The organism is Monoglobus pectinilyticus (assembly GCF_002874775.1).
GTDB lineage: Bacteria > Bacillota > Clostridia > Monoglobales > Monoglobaceae > Monoglobus > Monoglobus pectinilyticus.
Genome location: NZ_CP020991.1, coordinates 1,505,952 through 1,523,401, shown reverse-complemented (window position 1 = coordinate 1,523,401; position 17,450 = coordinate 1,505,952). Strand labels below are relative to the sequence as shown.

13 protein-coding genes are annotated in these 17,450 nt (G+C 39.3%); 4 read left to right on the top strand and 9 right to left on the bottom strand.

Annotation, left to right across the window (positions count from 1 at the left end):
* Positions 1-18 precede the first annotated feature (18 nt).
* The 3 genes from remB to dnaN are packed head-to-tail and all read right to left on the bottom strand — an operon-like array spanning position 19 to position 2,582.
* On the bottom strand, positions 19-309 hold the full coding sequence (gene remB / locus B9O19_RS06675) for an extracellular matrix regulator RemB (RefSeq protein ID WP_102365686.1): 291 nt from the start codon (positions 307-309) through the stop codon (positions 19-21).
* 15 nt (positions 310-324) lie between these two features.
* Positions 325-1,452 carry a DNA replication/repair protein RecF gene (gene recF / locus B9O19_RS06670; protein ID WP_102365685.1) on the bottom strand — a complete coding sequence of 376 codons (1,128 nt, stop codon included), beginning with the start codon at positions 1,450-1,452 and terminating at the stop codon, positions 325-327.
* An 11-nt stretch (positions 1,453-1,463) separates the two neighbouring features.
* A complete protein-coding gene (dnaN, locus tag B9O19_RS06665; RefSeq protein WP_102365684.1) occupies positions 1,464-2,582 on the bottom strand; it encodes a DNA polymerase III subunit beta in 1,119 nt (372 codons plus the stop codon).
* A 216-nt stretch (positions 2,583-2,798) separates the two neighbouring features.
* On the opposite strand from dnaN, the gene B9O19_RS06660 reads away from it, so the two are divergent.
* Positions 2,799-3,494 carry a response regulator transcription factor gene (locus B9O19_RS06660; RefSeq protein ID WP_102365683.1) on the top strand — a complete coding sequence of 232 codons (696 nt, stop codon included), beginning with the start codon at positions 2,799-2,801 and terminating at the stop codon, positions 3,492-3,494.
* A gap of 146 nt (positions 3,495-3,640) precedes the next feature.
* Positions 3,641-4,810 (top strand): FprA family A-type flavoprotein, encoded by a 1,170-nt coding sequence (locus B9O19_RS06655; protein ID WP_102365682.1) that lies wholly within the window; start codon positions 3,641-3,643, stop codon positions 4,808-4,810.
* 80 nt (positions 4,811-4,890) lie between these two features.
* Here the strand turns inward: B9O19_RS06655 and B9O19_RS06650 are convergent, their stop codons facing one another.
* From B9O19_RS06650 to B9O19_RS06630, 5 genes are all read right to left on the bottom strand, one after another.
* Positions 4,891-5,868, bottom strand: coding sequence for a Gfo/Idh/MocA family protein (locus B9O19_RS06650; RefSeq protein ID WP_102365681.1), 978 nt, complete (start codon positions 5,866-5,868; stop codon positions 4,891-4,893).
* A 162-nt stretch (positions 5,869-6,030) separates the two neighbouring features.
* A complete protein-coding gene (locus B9O19_RS06645) occupies positions 6,031-8,343 on the bottom strand; it encodes a pectate lyase family protein (protein ID WP_102365680.1) in 2,313 nt (770 codons plus the stop codon).
* Between the two features lie 184 nt (positions 8,344-8,527).
* On the bottom strand, positions 8,528-9,799 hold the full coding sequence (gene eno, locus B9O19_RS06640; protein ID WP_102365679.1) for a phosphopyruvate hydratase: 1,272 nt from the start codon (positions 9,797-9,799) through the stop codon (positions 8,528-8,530).
* Between the two features lie 75 nt (positions 9,800-9,874).
* Positions 9,875-10,726 (bottom strand): EamA family transporter, encoded by an 852-nt coding sequence (locus B9O19_RS06635; RefSeq protein ID WP_102365678.1) that lies wholly within the window; start codon positions 10,724-10,726, stop codon positions 9,875-9,877.
* A gap of 61 nt (positions 10,727-10,787) precedes the next feature.
* Complete coding sequence (locus B9O19_RS06630) at positions 10,788-11,921, bottom strand: aldo/keto reductase (protein WP_102365677.1); 1,134 nt, start codon at positions 11,919-11,921, stop codon at positions 10,788-10,790.
* 188 nt (positions 11,922-12,109) lie between these two features.
* Here B9O19_RS06630 and sigG point away from each other — a divergent pair, with 188 nt between their 5' ends.
* Complete coding sequence (sigG, locus tag B9O19_RS06625) at positions 12,110-12,883, top strand: RNA polymerase sporulation sigma factor SigG (RefSeq protein ID WP_102365676.1); 774 nt, start codon at positions 12,110-12,112, stop codon at positions 12,881-12,883.
* A gap of 21 nt (positions 12,884-12,904) precedes the next feature.
* On the top strand, positions 12,905-14,113 hold the full coding sequence (locus B9O19_RS06620; RefSeq protein WP_102365675.1) for a D-alanyl-D-alanine carboxypeptidase family protein: 1,209 nt from the start codon (positions 12,905-12,907) through the stop codon (positions 14,111-14,113).
* A gap of 51 nt (positions 14,114-14,164) precedes the next feature.
* Here B9O19_RS06620 and B9O19_RS06615 read toward each other — a convergent pair whose 3' ends face one another.
* On the bottom strand, positions 14,165-17,179 hold the full coding sequence (locus B9O19_RS06615; RefSeq protein ID WP_102365674.1) for an FtsK/SpoIIIE family DNA translocase: 3,015 nt from the start codon (positions 17,177-17,179) through the stop codon (positions 14,165-14,167).
* Positions 17,180-17,450 lie beyond the last annotated feature (271 nt).

Genomic DNA, 17,450 nt, shown 5'->3' with positions numbered 1-17,450 from the left:
GTCTATTTTATTTAAGTATTACTCATCAAGGCTGTACAGCGAATATTCTGAAAAGTTTTTTGTGCGTTTTACTCTGCCTGCGAGCGCCTTTGAAGAAATATTTGTTATATACACAACGCTTTGATTATTTGTTTCGCATAATACAACAGATTTCGGAATATCGTCAGTAACGCTTCTGACAAATCCCTCTTCTTCGGCTATTCTGAGAAATTCTCTTGAATATTTAGCTATAGTTATATTATCTAGGTCAAGTATCGCTATTATATCATCAGTATCCACCGTAGTGTTTTTACCTAAGTGCAGGTACATTTTCTCATACCTTTCTCAAGACAGGCTGCTAACAACTTTCCCATCCTTTATAAAAATTCTATTTATTGATTCAAAAGCAGACTCTCCGCTTCCGATAAGTTCTTCTATATCAGTGCAAGTAATTATTATCTGCATATCCTTAATATTAGCAAGCACAAATTTCTGACGTTTTCTGTCAAGTTCACTCATTATATCATCAAGCAAAAGCACAGGGGTCTCATTTATATCTTCTTTTATTAGTTTTACCTCAGCCAATTTTTCAACAAGAACTATAGTTTTTTGCTGCCCCTGGGAAGCAAACGCCTTCGCATCGCGGTTATTTATCTCAAACACGATATCTTCCCTATGCGGACTCACCATGGTCTCTCCATATTCCATTTCACGTTTATAACTCGAAGAAATCTTCTCTCTAAGCCTATTGGTCACGTCTGCCGCGTCAAACTCTGCGTCAGTTGAAAACCGACCGATACAGGACATATATTTAAGCGACAATTCTTCAGCTCCTGATGATATTTCAAATTGAATATCTTTGGCTATTTCTTCAATACGCCTAATAAATTCAGCTCGGTACCTTATTATCTCCGCGGAAACTTGAATAAGTTTTTCATTCATAATTTCAAGCAGCGTCTCGTTTGGAGAGGTCATTTTAAGCAAAGCATTTTTGCTGTCAACTACCTTTCTCAGAGAACTGAGAGCTGAAAAATAATTTGGGCGCAATTGGCTTATAAGCATATCAAGATTTCGGCGTCTGCCCCTTGGCCCCTCTTTGACAAGACCTAAAAGTTCCGGACCGAAATACACCACGTTAAATTTGCCAAGCAGCTCGCTGTTGCGCTTTATTGGAATATCATTGTATATGATAGTTTTACGCCTGCCGCGAAACATTTCAATTTCAAAAAAACTATCCTGAGAGTATGACGAAAATTCCATATAAATATCGGCTTTGTCTTCTCCATGCCTTATAAGTTCAGAATCCTTATTGGTTCTATTTGATTTTCCCATAGAAAACATGTGAACCGCTTCTAAAATATTGGTTTTTCCCTGGGCATTATCTCCGCATATAACGTTTATTCCGTCAGAAAATTCAATCTCTTCTTCACAATAGTTTCTGAAATTTGTTAACCTGATTTTATTGGATTTCATAAGCCCGTCTCTTAGCCGGCATTTCTAAGTCTGATAGGAAGTATCATATACATATAATCGTTGCCTTCAACAGGAGTAATTATAAGCGGATTGATACTCTTATTAAACTTCATCATTATATTATCATCACGCAGAACGTTAAACACATCCTGAAGATATCTATTGTAAAAACCAATCTCAAGCGCAACATCAGGCGGAGTATCAACACTTAGATTGTCATCAACTGAACCGGCTGAAGTTGTACACGAAACATTTATGTTTCCGTCAGTTATATTAAATCTTATAGGACCTTTAACTACATCATTCAAAATTATCAACGAGGCTCTTTTTACAGAATCAGCAATCTGATGTGTAGGACACTCAAGTTCCAATTCAAATGAAGTTGGAATTATCCGTTCAAAATTGGTATAGCTTCCTTCAATCAATCGAGTAACCAGCTTGCAGGTTTCAAGCAGGAATATAGCATGTCCAGGTGCCGCGATTATCTTTATGTCCTCGTCTGAATCACCAATTATTCTGGCAAGCTCAGTTAGAGATTTTTCAGGAATTATCATTTCTTTTGGTTCAAAATTTCCTTCCAGAGATACATTTCTCTGCGCTATCCTATATCCGTCTAAAGCAACCATTGAAAGCCCGTCCGGCATGATTTTCAGCAGCGCTCCCATACGCGTAGGGTCATTATCTGTTTTAGCGGCTGCAAAGCTCGTCATCTCTATCATGTTTTTAAGAACGCCTCCGGGCAGTGTGACAGAATAGTCTTCGCTAACCTGAGGCAGGTCCGGAAACTCATCAGGAGCTATACCGGGTATTTCAATTTTTGCCTTCCCGCTTTTTATGAGAGTAAGATATTTCTCATTAGTTTCAATTGATATAGTTGAGTCATTAGGAGATGCTAAAATTTTTCCAAAAAGTTTAGCGTCAATAACAATTTCGCCGCCCTCTTTTACATCAGCTTCAATTACAGACTCAATTCCAATTTCTAAATCGTTTCCGATTATTGTAACACGGCCGTTTTCCTCGGCCCTGATATATACGCCTTCCAAAACGGCCAGGCTGGAACGGGACGAAACTGCCCTTGAAACGGTAGAAACCGCTGAGTTAAGTACGTCTCTGTCACATACAAATTTCATATGAAAAATCCTTTCATTTCACTAGTTTTATATCTTTATAATTATACCATAAAAACTTTTCTGACGCAACAGTTTTTTGAAAAGTTTTACCACTATTTCAACGCCGAAATCACGGCGGTTATAAGCAATATAGAACCGATTTAATCATAAGACGGCTCTTGACTTATAAAAGGATATGCTGATATAATCATTATATAAAATTGGTTGGTGAAATTTATGAAAATTTTAATAATTGACATGGATAGAAAAATGGCACAATACGAAAGCGACTGTCTTAAAACATTCAGATACGACTGCGATATTTCTGAAAGCGGACAGGAAGGACTGAAAATGGCAGTCGATAACGACTATTGCTGTATAATTCTTGAAACAGATTTAAACAGTGCCATTGACGGTTTTTTAATATGTTCCCAAATAAGAAAACAAAAGAATATACCTATAATCTTTATTTCAGATTGCGGCAACGAATCCGCAAAAATACGCGCATTTGGTGTTGGAGCGGACGATTATATCACAAAACCTTTTTCTATTTCAGAAATGGTTGCCAGAGTAAACGGGCATATAACAAGATACCTTTCTATCATTGAAGAATTTGACAAAAAAAGCGCAAGAGTAATAGAAATTCGAGACCTTAAAATAGATAAGGATTCTCACAGAGTATTTATCGGCGGAAACGAGATAATAATGCCTGTTAAAGAATATGAACTCTTGCTTTTTTTAGCCGAAAATCCCAATATTGTGTTTAGCAAAGAACATTTGTTCGACCGCGTATGGGGAATTGACGCAATGGGCGATACTTCTACTGTTACTGTCCATATCCAGCGCATAAGAGAAAAAATTGAAAGCGCAAGCAGCGAAACTTATATAGAAACTGTTTGGGGCGCCGGTTATAGGCTCTCAGACAGCAAGTAACAGTTGTAAGATTTTTACTTTATTCTATTTAATTTAACATGAAAATTTATCCAAAATAACATTGACGTTTTTGGAAATAATGATATAATAAGAGCAAAGAAAATGGTGAAAAATTTCACAATTGATAAAATTATTGGAGGTGCATTATGAAATACACTGATGTGACAGTTTCAGACTCAATCAAATATATTGGTGTAAACGACTATGACCTGGACTTATTTGAGGGTCAATATATAATACCAAATGGAGTTGCGTATAATTCATATGTTATTTTGGATGACAAAATAACGATAATGGATACAGTGGACAGAAGAGCCTGCGGAGAATGGCTTAATAATCTAAAAGAAATTTTGGGTGAAAAGACACCTGACTATCTTGTTGTTCAGCATATGGAGCCGGACCATGCTGCCAGCATAAATATACTTGCCGATTTATACCCTGATATGAAAATTGTCGGAAACCAAAAGACGTTCGGTATGATAAATCAATTCTTTGATTTAGATTTGGGAGACGGCAGAAAAGTTATAGTTTCTGAGGGGGACAAACTTGAACTTGGAAATCATTGTTTAAACTTTGTTATGGCTCCTATGGTGCACTGGCCTGAAGTTATGCTCTCATATGAAAGCACAGAAAAAATCTTGTTTTCGGCTGACGCTTTCGGAAAATTCGGCACACTTGATACAGATGAAGAATGGGACTGCGAAGCAAGACGATATTACTTTAATATTGTAGGTAAATATGGCGCACAAGTGCAAACAGTATTAAAAAAGGCTTCAAGTCTTGATATAAAAACCATTTGTCCGCTTCACGGACCTATACTAAATGAAAATTTGGATCACTATATTAGTCTTTATGACACCTGGAGCAGCTATAAGGCAGAGGATAAAGGAGTTTTTATAGCATACGCCTCAATTTATGGAAATACTAAACAGGCTGTAGAAAAACTGGCTGAAATACTCACCGAAAAAGGTGTTGAAACAGTAAAAATCACTGACCTCGCAAGAGAAGATTGGGCCGAAGCTATTGAAGACGCTTTCAGATATGACAGAATGGTAGTTGCATCTCCCACATATGACGGCGGAATATTTACTCCGGTTCTTGAATTTTTGCAGCACATTAACTCAAAAATGTACCAGAACAGAAAAGTAGGCATCATCGAAAACGGTTCATGGGCGCCAATGGCAGGAAAGAAAATAAAAGAATTTTTGACCGGAATGAAAAATATAGAAATAGTTGAACCAACGGTCACTGTTAAATCAGCTATGAAACAAAACACGATAAAAGAGCTTGAATCATTAGCAGACAGTCTGCTTTAAAAATTTATCACTTGTTAAATAATAAAGTGCCGCAGTACAGTTAATTTGTACCGCGGCACTAAGTTTTTAAGTAAAAAATCCTACTCTTCCTCAGGATATTTAAATCCCCAATCTTCCCGAAGTCCGGTCATAATATCCATAACATCAACCGTAAGATTTAAATAAGTATCATTGCCTTTCCCAAGTATTGCATCTTCCATATCTTCTATTTCATAAAACAGCGCTTTGTCTTTCCTTCCGGCTGAAACTGTTTCTGTCTTTTCAGTGTCTATATAAGTTATCTGTGCTGTTTGCGGTCTTTGATAATCGTCCAATTCTATATACGCTTTTTCACATGTTATAAAAGCTCGTTTTGGAAGTCTAGCATGAAGAGACACCGTTAACGTGGCTGCTAAGTCTTCACCATTCATTAATAATATTCCTTCTGTTTCATCAACACCGGACTCAACCATCTGTACCTCAGAAGAAAATCCTGTAGGTTTGCACGGCATAAACAAACGGGCAAAGGACAGCGCATAAACGCCAATATCAAGAAGGGCTCCTCCGGCTAGCGATTTACTAAAAAATCTGCTGTTCATATCATGCTCTCTAAAACTGCCGTGGTATACATGAATAAGATTAACCTTTCCGAACACACCGGCTCTTACCATCTCGCTAAGTTTTTTATACAGCGGCATATGATAAATAGTCATTGCTTCCGCCAGCACTAAATTATTTTTTTCTGCCAAAAGCACGGCTTGATTTAATTCAGAGCTATTTAAAGTTATTGCCTTTTCACAAAGCACATGCTTTCCATTTTCCAGAGCTTCCATTATTGCCTCAAAATGTTTATTATGCGGCGTCGCTATATAAACAGCGTCCACATTATCGTCATAAAACATTTCATGATAATCGTCATAAACTTTATCTATATTATGCTTTTTAGCAAACTCAATTACCTTTTCTTTCGTGCGGCTGCCTACAGAATATACTTTTCTGCCCTCATCTAAAAAAGCGTCTGCCATGTCCCCTGCAATCCAGCCAGATCCCAAAACTGCCCAATTTAATTCTCTATTCATATCTTCCTCCTAAGTATAAATTATAATATCAATTTTACCAAAATTATTTTAATTATTCCCAAATAAATTTAACACAATATAAACATAGTAATTGTTATAAATCACATAGTGCCGCAGAAAGGAACTGAAAATTGCAGTCCCTAGCTGCGGCACATTTAATTTTTAATTTTCATTACTGCTTACCGTTTGACTTAACGGCGTCAAATTATTTATATTATCCCAAATAAACACTTTAACTTCATTGCCGGCACCGGAAACGTGGTTAACAGTATAGGGAACCGTCTCTCCAATAGATACACCGTTTGATAAAACTCTCGTATCCATATACTGTATAACGCCTTTATCGTTATATTCAGCAACTATAATAAGGTTATCGCCGCTGGTCTCAGCATTTTTTACCACATTAAATGAAATAGTCTCGCCTTCGACATTTAAATTATTAATGCTGTAGGTTTGAACAGGCTCTTTCTCTACATATTCAGCAAAAGCAGCTTTTCTAAATCTAGCTTTTGAACCATCCATATAGAAATAATATACATCGCCTTTTTTCACCGGCAATGAATACCGAATCGGCAAATTAGCTTCTTTTACATTAAGCGAGTAAGTCGACTCTTTTGTATAATCCGTAACACCGGCTTTTGTAACATAGAAAGTTTTGTCCTGCAGAGCAGTCAAATAAATAGTAAATACTCCGTCTTCAGGCGCAGTAAATTCCATTGCACTGCCTTTTCCTTTTCCGTTTTCATATCCGCCGCCTATATTTTTATCTGTAATAGCAAAATTCGATATAAATCCATCATCAAAAACAGCTATATCCTGCATAGGACGTCCAAACGGAATCATTCCTACCAATCCCGGCATAAACTCGGTGCCTGCCGGTTTATTAATATCAGCCTCAGTTGCAATCCACTCTGAAACAACCTGTGTTTCAGGAGACGGGCTAACGTTAGGATCCGGTGTTTCAACAGCCGGCGGGACGATAGTAGGCTGAGGAAGCGTTTCATCATAAGCAGTATCTCTAACATAACTGCCGTCTGCCAAAGCATTTGCATATTCTTCAATATACATATAGCCTGTTGACGGATTGATTTTAACAGCATCAGATGAACTGTTTTTATCTAACCCATTCTTATCTTCATATTCATTTGGAATTCCGTCCAAATCACTATCCTTTGACATAGTTCCGCCATCCAAAGTTGGATATCCCCCAACATCACTCGGCTTATCAATAATTTTACCGGTACGGTTTTTAACATCATTCGTAACTCTTGTATCAACGCTGTCTCTGATTATACTTGCTCCTGCGCTTTCAAGCACTGATTTATAGGCGTCCTCTGCGGTTTCAGTATTAACCGGGTATTCGTTCTCATATCTGAAATGAACTATTTTTTCTGCGTCTGTAATATTAGACTTCGACCATATTCCATAATGGTTAGCATTACTGTCTTTATCAACACCCTTGGTATTGTCTGAAGTAACTGAAGAATTTTCATCAACATAGTTTCCGTCAACATACACATCTGTTCCCCAGCCCTCAACACCTGTTCCGGCAGCTATATATGAACTGTCTGCAGTTGAAGCACTAATATTGTATATCCTGCTCTTATGTTTTCCAGTGCTTGGACCATACTTGTAATAACAGTTAATAAAATTAGCTGCCATTCCATCCTCGCCGCCGTAAGCGGAATTTCCGCCCCAGTTGTATACAACATTGTTTCTCATATCGGTAAGAGTCATATTTAAAGTAACATCATTATATGCGTCTTTATTTGAACCCCTGTCAAGACGAGGGTTACGGCTGTCATGGTGAGCGAGAAGATTATGGTGGAAGCTTGCATTTTTACCTCCCCATATACCGCCGTATCCATGTGCGCCTTTGTCATGAAGTGAGTTCTTTAAACTTTCTGATATAATACACCACTGCATAGTAAAGTTTTCATTTTGATAGAAAGAAACACATTCATCCGTGCTCCAGCTCATAGAGCAATGGTCTATTATAACATTATTAATTCCTCTGCCGCCCAAAGTATCATCCTCAATACCTCCGTCTACGCCCATACGGAAACGCAGATAACGCATAATAATATTGTTCCCCGTCATATACACGTTAAAATCTCTAAAGCAGATTCCATCCCCCGGCGCGGTCTGACCCAAAATGGTAAGATTATCATTGTATATAGTAAGCGTTCTGCTCAAATTTATAGTTCCGCCCACATCAAATACAATAATACGGTCAGGTTGAGAAACTGCGTCTCTGAATGTACCAAAGCTCCCGTCATCAGCAAGACTTGTCACATGATAAACCTCACGATTTTCTGAACTTCTTGCTCCCGTTGCCCACATACCGCCGCCTTCAGCGCCCGGAAAAGCCGGCAATGAGTTTGTTTCAGCAAACGTTGCCGGGCAATATACCGCAGAAATAAGCATTGCAGCAAGTACAGCCCAAAATACACCTTTTAATTTTTTCAAGTTCATTTCTTATACCCTTCTTCCTTATTTTTTTGAACCCTAAATGAATTATACAACATTACTGTAAAATAGTCAATCGCAACAACCAATTTACAGTAATAATAAACAAATATACATTATTAAACAACAAACCCTTCGCCTTAACAAAAACTTACGTTAAAAACCCCCGGGAATTATCCCGGGGGTCTGTCTAATATCTCAATTCCTCTTCAATTTTAAGCAAACGATTATACTTCTGAACACTCTCACCTCTTGACAAAGCCCCGGCCTTTATATACTTTGCGTTCACCGCCACGGCAATGTCAGCTATAGTTGTATCCCCTGTCTCTCCGCTTCTGCAAGAAATTATTGGAGTGTATCCATTAGTTTTGGCAAGTTCAATAGTTCCCAAAGTTTCCGTTAAAGTACCTATTTGGTTTGGCTTTATTATAATAGAATTGGCAATTTTTAAATCCAATCCTTTTTTTAATCTTAATTTGTCAGTAACAAAAAGATTATCACCAACCAGCTTTATTTTATCCCCAAGCTTGTCAGTCATCACTTCCCAGCCCTCAAAATCATCCTCAGCCATCCCGTCTTCTATAGACAGTATCGGATACTTTCGGCAGTAATCATTCCACATTTTGACCATATCTTCACGCGTCAGCATTCTGTTCTGCTTCCAAAAATAATACTGTCCTTCCTCTCCAACAGCTTTAGCTTCGTTATACATCTCGCCGGCCGCCGCGTCAATCGCAACCGCAAAATGTTCCCCGGTGCGATAACCGGATTTTTGTATCGCTCTTACTATCAGCCTTATAGCCTCTTCATCCCCGGAAAGATTAGGAACATATCCTCCAACGTCACTAAATGAAGCTGAAAGACCGCTATCCCTCAACAATTCTTTCAAAGTATGAGAAACCTGAGCACACCACATGAGCCCCTGCTTGAAACTCTCAGCACCAATAGGAGCAATCATAAACTCCTGAAAACTGAGAGAATTATCTGCATGCCGCCCGCCGCTTATTACATTAACCAAAGGTACCGGCATTTTCTTTCCGCCGATTCCGCCGATATACTGGTATAGCCCCACGCCTAATGCATTTGCTGCCGCATGAGCGCAAGCGAGCGAAACGCTTAAAATTGCATTTGAACCCAATTTTGATTTATTAGAAGTTCCGTCTAAGCTTATCATCTTTCTATCGATGGCTTCCTGGTCTATAACATTCATTCCTGTCAGTTTTTCTGCAAGATGTTCGTTTACAACCTTAACCGCTTTGAGCACACCGTTTCCCATGTACCTGGTTTGGTCTCCGTCACGCAGTTCGTGAGCTTCATACTGCCCAGGTGATGTTACTGCCGGCACTGAGGCTCGTCCGATGTTTCCGTCATCTGTATATACCTCCGTCTCAATCGTCGGTATACCGCGTGAATCCAATATTTCATGAGCAAATATATCCTCTATACCGATATAAGATTTCATAAGCTCTCACAAATCCCTTCTGTAGTATTATATCTGCATTATATGGTTTTATTTTTTGTCCATTCAATCCTAAGACTATACCAAAAGCAACAAAGTACCTGCTGTTATCAAAATAAGACCCAGCCAGGATTTTGCACTGAGCTTTTCCTTTAATACGATATAAGAAAAAGCAATCGTAACAATTATACTCAGTTTGTCAATCGGAACCACAACACCTGCCTGCCCTGTCTTGAGTGCCCTATAATAACACAGCCAGGACGCACCTGTAGAAATTCCCGACAATATCAAAAACAGCATCGAATGTCTGTCAATATGTTTCAGCGTATTTTTCTTTCCCGTTACAAAAACAATCATCCATGCCATAATCAAAACAACAACAGTACGTATAGCCGTTCCAAGAGTGGAATCAATCCCTTCAATACCTACCTTGCCCAAGATAGCGGTCAAAGAGGCAAACACGGCCGACATAACAGCAAGCACCAGCCACTTATAACCTTTAACCTCAGTTGTGCTTTTTTGTATATTAAGCATCAAATACGTTCCAATGGCAATCAGCACCATTGAAATAACTTTATAAACTCCCAAAGGTTCTCCCAAAAGTATAAACGCAAGCAGCATTGTTAAAACAGTGCTTGATTTATCTATTGGAGCAACCTTATTTACGTCTCCTAGCTGAAGAGCTTTGAAATAACACAGCCAGGATGCTCCGGTTGCAAGACCTGAGAGAATCAAAAACGTCCATGTTTTTGCAGATATTGGACCTATTTCGCTGCCGCTGACGAACACCATAACCCAGGAAAACACCAGAACTACAACGGTTCTGACCGCCGTAGCCGCGTCGCTGTCTACATCTTTTATTCCGCACTTTGCAAGAACAGCTGTTATTCCTGCAAAGAATGCGGAACCAAACGCAAACAATATCCACATATACGTTTCACCTTTCTATAGTTAAATGTATGTATAAGATGAATCTGCTAAAATATCTTAATTACTTTGATAAAGACTCCCCTGCCTCTTCAAGCAGCTTTGGTATATCAAAATTCTGCGGGCAGTGACTGACGCAATTCCTGCATTTAACGCAAGCGTCCGCCTTATATTCCATATCTAAATACTTTTTGCTGGGCTCATCCTCCCAGGTATAAGTTAAAGCCTGCTCATTATAAAGTTTAAAAATCTCAGGTATATCAATATTAGCCGGACATGGCATACAGTATCTGCATCCGGTGCACTGCACCCTGGCGCCTTGGTTAAAAATGTCTCCGGCTTCCATTATTCTCTTTTTTTCATCCTCACTGAGCATACCAACATCACTGCGTGAAGCATACTTTATATTCTCTTTGAGCTGTTCCATACTTCCCATTCCGCTGAGCAGTATTGATATTTCCTTCATATCCCATAAAAAGTCAAGAGCATTCTCAACTATTGTTCTGCCCTCCGGCAGAATTTTTGATACGTGTTCAGGCAGAACAACAAGCTTGCCGCCTTTTAAAGGTTCCATAATAACCACACTGAGGCCGTTATCCGACGCGTATTTAAGCCCCTCAAGTCCAGCCTGAAAATTTGACGCTGCGTCAGCATAGTTCAGCTGTATCTGACAGAACTCAAACGCTCCGTCTGAGCTGTCTATTATACGTTTGAAAGTTTCAAGATCATCATGAAACGAAAAACCTAAGTGGCGAATTCTGCCCTGTTTTTTAAATTCCTTGACATGGTTTAAAACATCCAAGTCAGCTATTTTACCGTCCCAAAATTCCTTTGTCATATTATGGAGCAGGAAAAAATCAAAATAGTCGGTTTGCACTTTATTTAGCTGGGTTTGAAAAACCTTCTCTACGTCTCCGTCCGCGTTTATGTTCCACGGCGGAAGCTTATCTGCAATAAAAATTCTCTCTCTTATCCCAAGTTCTTTTATTACTTTACCCAACTCAATTTCACTCGTGCCGTTATGGTAACCAAACGCTGTATCAAAATAGTTTATCCCGTTTTTTACAGAATAATCGGCCATCTCCAAAAACGCTTGTTCATCAATTATATTTTCGCCGTCTTTCTTTACGGTCGGAAGGCGCATACAGCCTAGTCCCAATACAGAAACTTTTTCTCCGCACATGTCTCTATATTTCATAACACCAAATCCTTTTTTTAAATTTATTTTTAATTTTTTCTATTGAGGAAATTATAACATAAATGTTCCATATTTGCAAAATATATTTTATCTGCCCAAATTTGATATCTGCTTGAATATTATTCTAAACGTTGCAAATACTTTATACAAAACAAATTTTAATTCAGAGTTCCGAAGGAGGCAGGCCAATGCGTAACAATAAAGTGGAAATCTGCGGCGTTAATACCTCAAAGCTCCCGGTTTTGACAGCAAAAGAAAAACGCGAGCTTTTTGAAAAGATAAAACAGGGTGATGCCGAAGCCCGTCAAAAATTTATCTATGGAAATCTGCGGCTGGTGCTGAGCATCTTAAAACGGTTTAATAACCGAAATGAAAATATTGACGACCTTTTTCAAATCGGCTGTATCGGATTGATAAAAGCAGTTGAAAATTTTGACACAGGCCACAATGTTCAGTTCAGCACCTATGCGGTTCCAATGATAATCGGCGAAATAAGAAGGTATCTCAGGGACAACAACAGTATCAGAGTCAGCCGTTCTATCCGCGACACAGCATATAAAGCGCTTTCAGTCAAAGAGAGACTAACCAATCAAAACGGGAAGGAACCCGGCATACATGAGATAGCAAAAGAGCTTGATATAACGCCGGAGGAAGTCTCCGTGGCTCTGGACGCCATAATGGATCCGGTATCTATGCAGGAGCCTGTCTATCATGATGGAACTGACGCTGTGTTTATAATGGACCAAATTAAAGACGAAAAAAATATTGATGAATCATGGCTTGAAAGCATTTCACTAAAAGAAGCCATAAACCGTTTGAATGAGCGTGAACAGCACATCATTAATCTTAGGTTTTTTCAGGGAAAAACCCAGATGGAAGTTGCTGATGAAATAGGAATTTCACAGGCTCAGGTATCTCGGTTGGAAAAAAACGCTCTGGCAAATATGAAAAAGAATTTGTAAAAATAATCAGGAGGTCAAAGTATGAATAAAATAATCAAATGTATAAACATAAAAAATCTAGCAAAAATTTTGGTAATCGCTCTGCTTATAAGCACTTGCAGCGTTGTTGTGCCTGTCTCAGTTTCAGCCGAAGATATGGGAACCCAGGTAGACACAGACGTATCCACGTCACTTGTCAGCGGAAAATCAGGTATATTGATGGAGCCAAGCTCTGGCACAGTCCTATATGAGTTCAATCCGGATGAAAGACTACAGATAGCCAGCGTTACAAAAACCATGACAATGCTGCTAATATTTGACGCTTTAGAGAGCGGAAAAATAAGCTATTCCGATATGGTAAGCACTAGCGAGCACGCAGCGTCTATGGGCGGTTCACAAGTATTTTTGGAGCCTGGAGAGCAGATGAGCGTTGACGATATGCTTAAGGCTATAGCAATATCTTCAGGAAATGACGCGGCTGTGGCAATGGCTGAGTTTGTTGCCGGAAGCGAGGACGCCTTTGTGGAAATGATGAATAAAAAAGCTGCGGCATTAGGCTGTGAAAACACACACTTTTGCAACTGCAATGGTCTTGATGAACCTGACGACCACTACAGCAGCGCCAGAGACGTTGCAAAAATATCATGCGCTCTGATTAAGCACAGCGACGTCTTTAAATATACCACAACCTGGATGGACACATTGAGGGGCGGAAGTTTTGGTCTGTCCAACACAAATAAGCTATTAAAATCCTACAGCGGCGCAAACGGTTTAAAAACCGGGTCAACAGAAAAAGCAAAGTATTGCCTTTCCGCATCGGCAGAAAGAAACGGTCTTAACTTAGTTGCAGTTGTATTGGGGGCGCCAAGCACCAAAGAACGTTTCGGAAGCGCTGCAAGACTTCTTGATTATGGTTTTGCAAACTATTCAGTTGTAAACGGCGAACAAATAGTTGGGGAGATACCAAACCTCACCGTTCAGAGCGGAACGCAGGACACCGTTCCCGTAACGCTTATGGGCAACACCAATTATATCGTAAAAAAAGGCAATGAAGACAAAGTTGAAACAGAAATAAACATGGACTCAATCTGTACCGCTCCAATACAAAAAGACCAGGTTGTCGGCAACGTTGTCTTTAAAGTGGACGGGCAAAAAATCGGTGAAAATAATATAGTGTCTATGACAGAGGTAAACAAGATTAATCTTTGGGAACTGTTTTTCAAAAACATGAAAAAGTATTTTAGCATTTAACACAGCAAAAAATACGCGCGGAATTAATTCCGCGCGTATTTTTATTTGGTCTTAATTCTCTGAGCGATTATACTTCATCTCATTAAATTCCTGACGGGTTATAAGTACCTGCCGCGGTTTTGTTCCCTCATATGGACCTATTATCTTCTTTTCCTCCATTTGGTCTATAAGTTTCGCAGCACGCTGATAGCCCATTTTGAATTTCCTTTGAAACATAGCAACGGACGCCTGCCCATTCTCCAAAACGAGCTCAACAGCCTCCAGGAACATATCGTCAGTTCTTCCGCCGCTTCCATCGCTTCCGCTATGAGAAGATGAAGAACCGCTCCCGGCTTCAAGGTCAGCCGCAACCCTTTCATGTTCTTTTTCTATATGCTCTATAACTTCTTCGTCATACTCTGCTTCATATTGCCCTTTTATAAAGTCTACAAGAGCCTCTATCTCACTGTCTGAGACAAAGTTGCCCTGAACACGCAGCGGTTTCATAGAACCCCTGGGAGAGTATAACATATCTCCTTTTCCAAGCAGCTTCTCCGCTCCTGCTGAATCTATTATAGTTCGGCTGTCTATCTGCGAACTTACGGCGAACGCTATTCTGGAGGGAATATTGGCCTTTATAACACCGGTAATTACGTTTACCGACGGTCTTTGAGTTGCGATAACTAAATACATTCCGGCGGCTCTGGCCAAAGCCGCAAGACGGTTTATCGCTTCCTCTACCTCGCTCTTTGCAACATTCATCAAATCGGCAAGCTCGTCAATAATTATAACAATTTCCGGCAGTTTTGCATCCGGCTCTTCACGCTCTTCCATCAGTTTATTATAACCTTTCAGATTTCTTACTTTGTTATCTTTCAAAAGATTATATCTGTTCTGCATCTCCACAACAGCCCAATTAAGAGCGCCGGCAGCGTGTTTAGGGTCGGTCACCACAGGTATCAGCAAGTGCGGTATTCCATTATATACCCCAAGCTCAACCATCTTTGGATCTACCATTATCATTTTGACCTCATCAGGCTTTGACTTATATAAAATACTTGTTATAAGCGAATTGATACATACGGACTTACCTGAACCCGTAGCGCCTGCAATCAAAATATGCGGGAAATTTGCTATATCAGCAATAACACAGTTTCCGCTTATATCCTTACCCAAAGCAACTGTAGTCTTTGATTTTTTTCTTTTAAATTCAGTGGTGTCAAGCACCTCTCGAATCGGAACCGGTGAAGGATTCGAATTTGGTATTTCTATTCCTATAGCTGATTTCCCGGGTATCGGCGCCTCAATTCTGACCCCCGGAGCCGCAAGGCTTAAAGCAATATCATCAGACAGCCCCGTTATTTTTGAAACTTTAACACCAAATCCCGGCTGCAGTTCAAACCTGGTAACAGACGGCCCCTGGGTAATATTTATAATCTTTGCTTCCACCTTAAAACTGCTCAAAGTATCCAGCAGACGATTTGCCTTTTCTTCCAGCTCATACTTTATTTCGGCTTTTGTTTTTTTATTTGGTTTAGGTTCTGCCAAAAGACTATATGGAGGCAGCTTATAACTTATCAATTTAGGCACGGTGCTCTTTTCCTCAATTTCCGCAGCTATTTTTTGCTCCGGGGTTTGAGGTTCAGCGTCTTCCACAAGCATTTTACGTCCCTTAGTCACAGCTTCATCGAGCGGAACTCCGCTGTCTAAAGCTTTTTTAGTCATTGGGTCCAGCTTGTCCTGAAGTTTAGCTTCGCTTGGCGGTTCAAAATCGTCAGGGTCATTGCTGGGTATAGAACCGTCTTCTTTCGGCATATTTGTAAGCGCTCCGGTCTTGCTGGTATCCAAAAATGATGGAACGGTTACATCATCAAATCCGTGACCGGCCTCATCTCCTACTTCACTCAACGTCCCTGCCGTTATACCGTCAATATCAAACGGCAGGTCATCAATACTGAATTTATGCTGTGATGAACTAATACCGGTATCCTCTATGGAAGTTTTTAAGTTATTGCTGAGTTCCGCATCCTCTTCAAACATAAATCTCTGAGGTTTTGTCTCTGTTGGCGGAGGAATAAATTTTTTGTCATTTAGTTCTATATCGATAGAGGAACTATTCTTCTTTGCAGAACCTTTTCTTGATTTTCTCACCGGTTTATCATCAAAATCGGTCGTATGTCTTTGTTCATACTCATAATCAGTATTTAAAGTGTCATATTTATTTCTCTGCTCTTTTCTTTTTTCTCTTCCGGTCTTTATTTTTCCAAAAACACGTTTCAAAAATGACGTCTTTTTTGATTCTTGGAATTCACCGTCATCATAGTAATAATCATCAAGAACCGGCTCAATTTCGACCTCGCGATTAGCCCTGTTTTTAATACTATTACCGCTGTTTCTAAAAAAGTTTAAAATTTTTCTGAAAACACCTTCAATTGATATCCCTGTTAGAATTATAAACAGAACCAGCACAGCTGAAGCTGAAAAAACCCAGGCGCCCATATATCCAATAAGCAAAACTGTCAGTTTACAGAGAAAACCGCCCAGTATTCCGCCGCCGTTGCCGTTTATACCGTTTTCATACAGCGAGTTTAAATTACCAAAAAAACCGCCCTCAACAAATCCTGTATCGCCTAAAGCAAGAGCATATATCATACCGGAACAAATCATCAGTCCCAACAGAACCCACCACTTGTAGAGTGAATCCCCTGTCTTTTTATCAAAAAAGCAGTTAATGCCCGCAAGCAGAAAATATATAAAAAACACTCCTGAAGCGGCGCCAAATAACCCATAGCAAACATTTCTGATAAAAGTTCCTACTATACCTGCTGCACTGAGATAAAATGCGCATGCAAAGAAAATGCCCAGAGCCATAAGCAATATTCCCTGAACTTCGCTTGATAGAACTTTTGTTTTTGGCTGTCTTGCGGTCACATCAGAAGCTTTAACAGCTCTTTGGGTTCCCGCTTTTCTTGTGCCTGACGCACTTGAACGGGTTCCTGTCTTTGACCTGGCACGGGAATTTGCAGAACTGCCCGAAGACGTTGTCTTCTTTTTTGTATTTGTAGTCTTAGTCTTGGTTGCCGCCATTTAAACTCCCCTCATAATCTTTATATTTTAAAAACTTTATCTAAAGTTCATTGTATCATAAAACTTCTATATATAAAAAACACTGCACAGACGTCAATACGCCTTATAAATTATATCATAAAAAGGCTCCTTTGTGTGTTACGGTTTCATTTCAATTTAGTCTAAATTAGTCGCATTATTACTCTTATGACTGCAATATAGCCAGTTATTTATTTTTAATTAGTTTATTGTTTATGATAAACAAATTTGACAATACCGATTCAATAAAAAT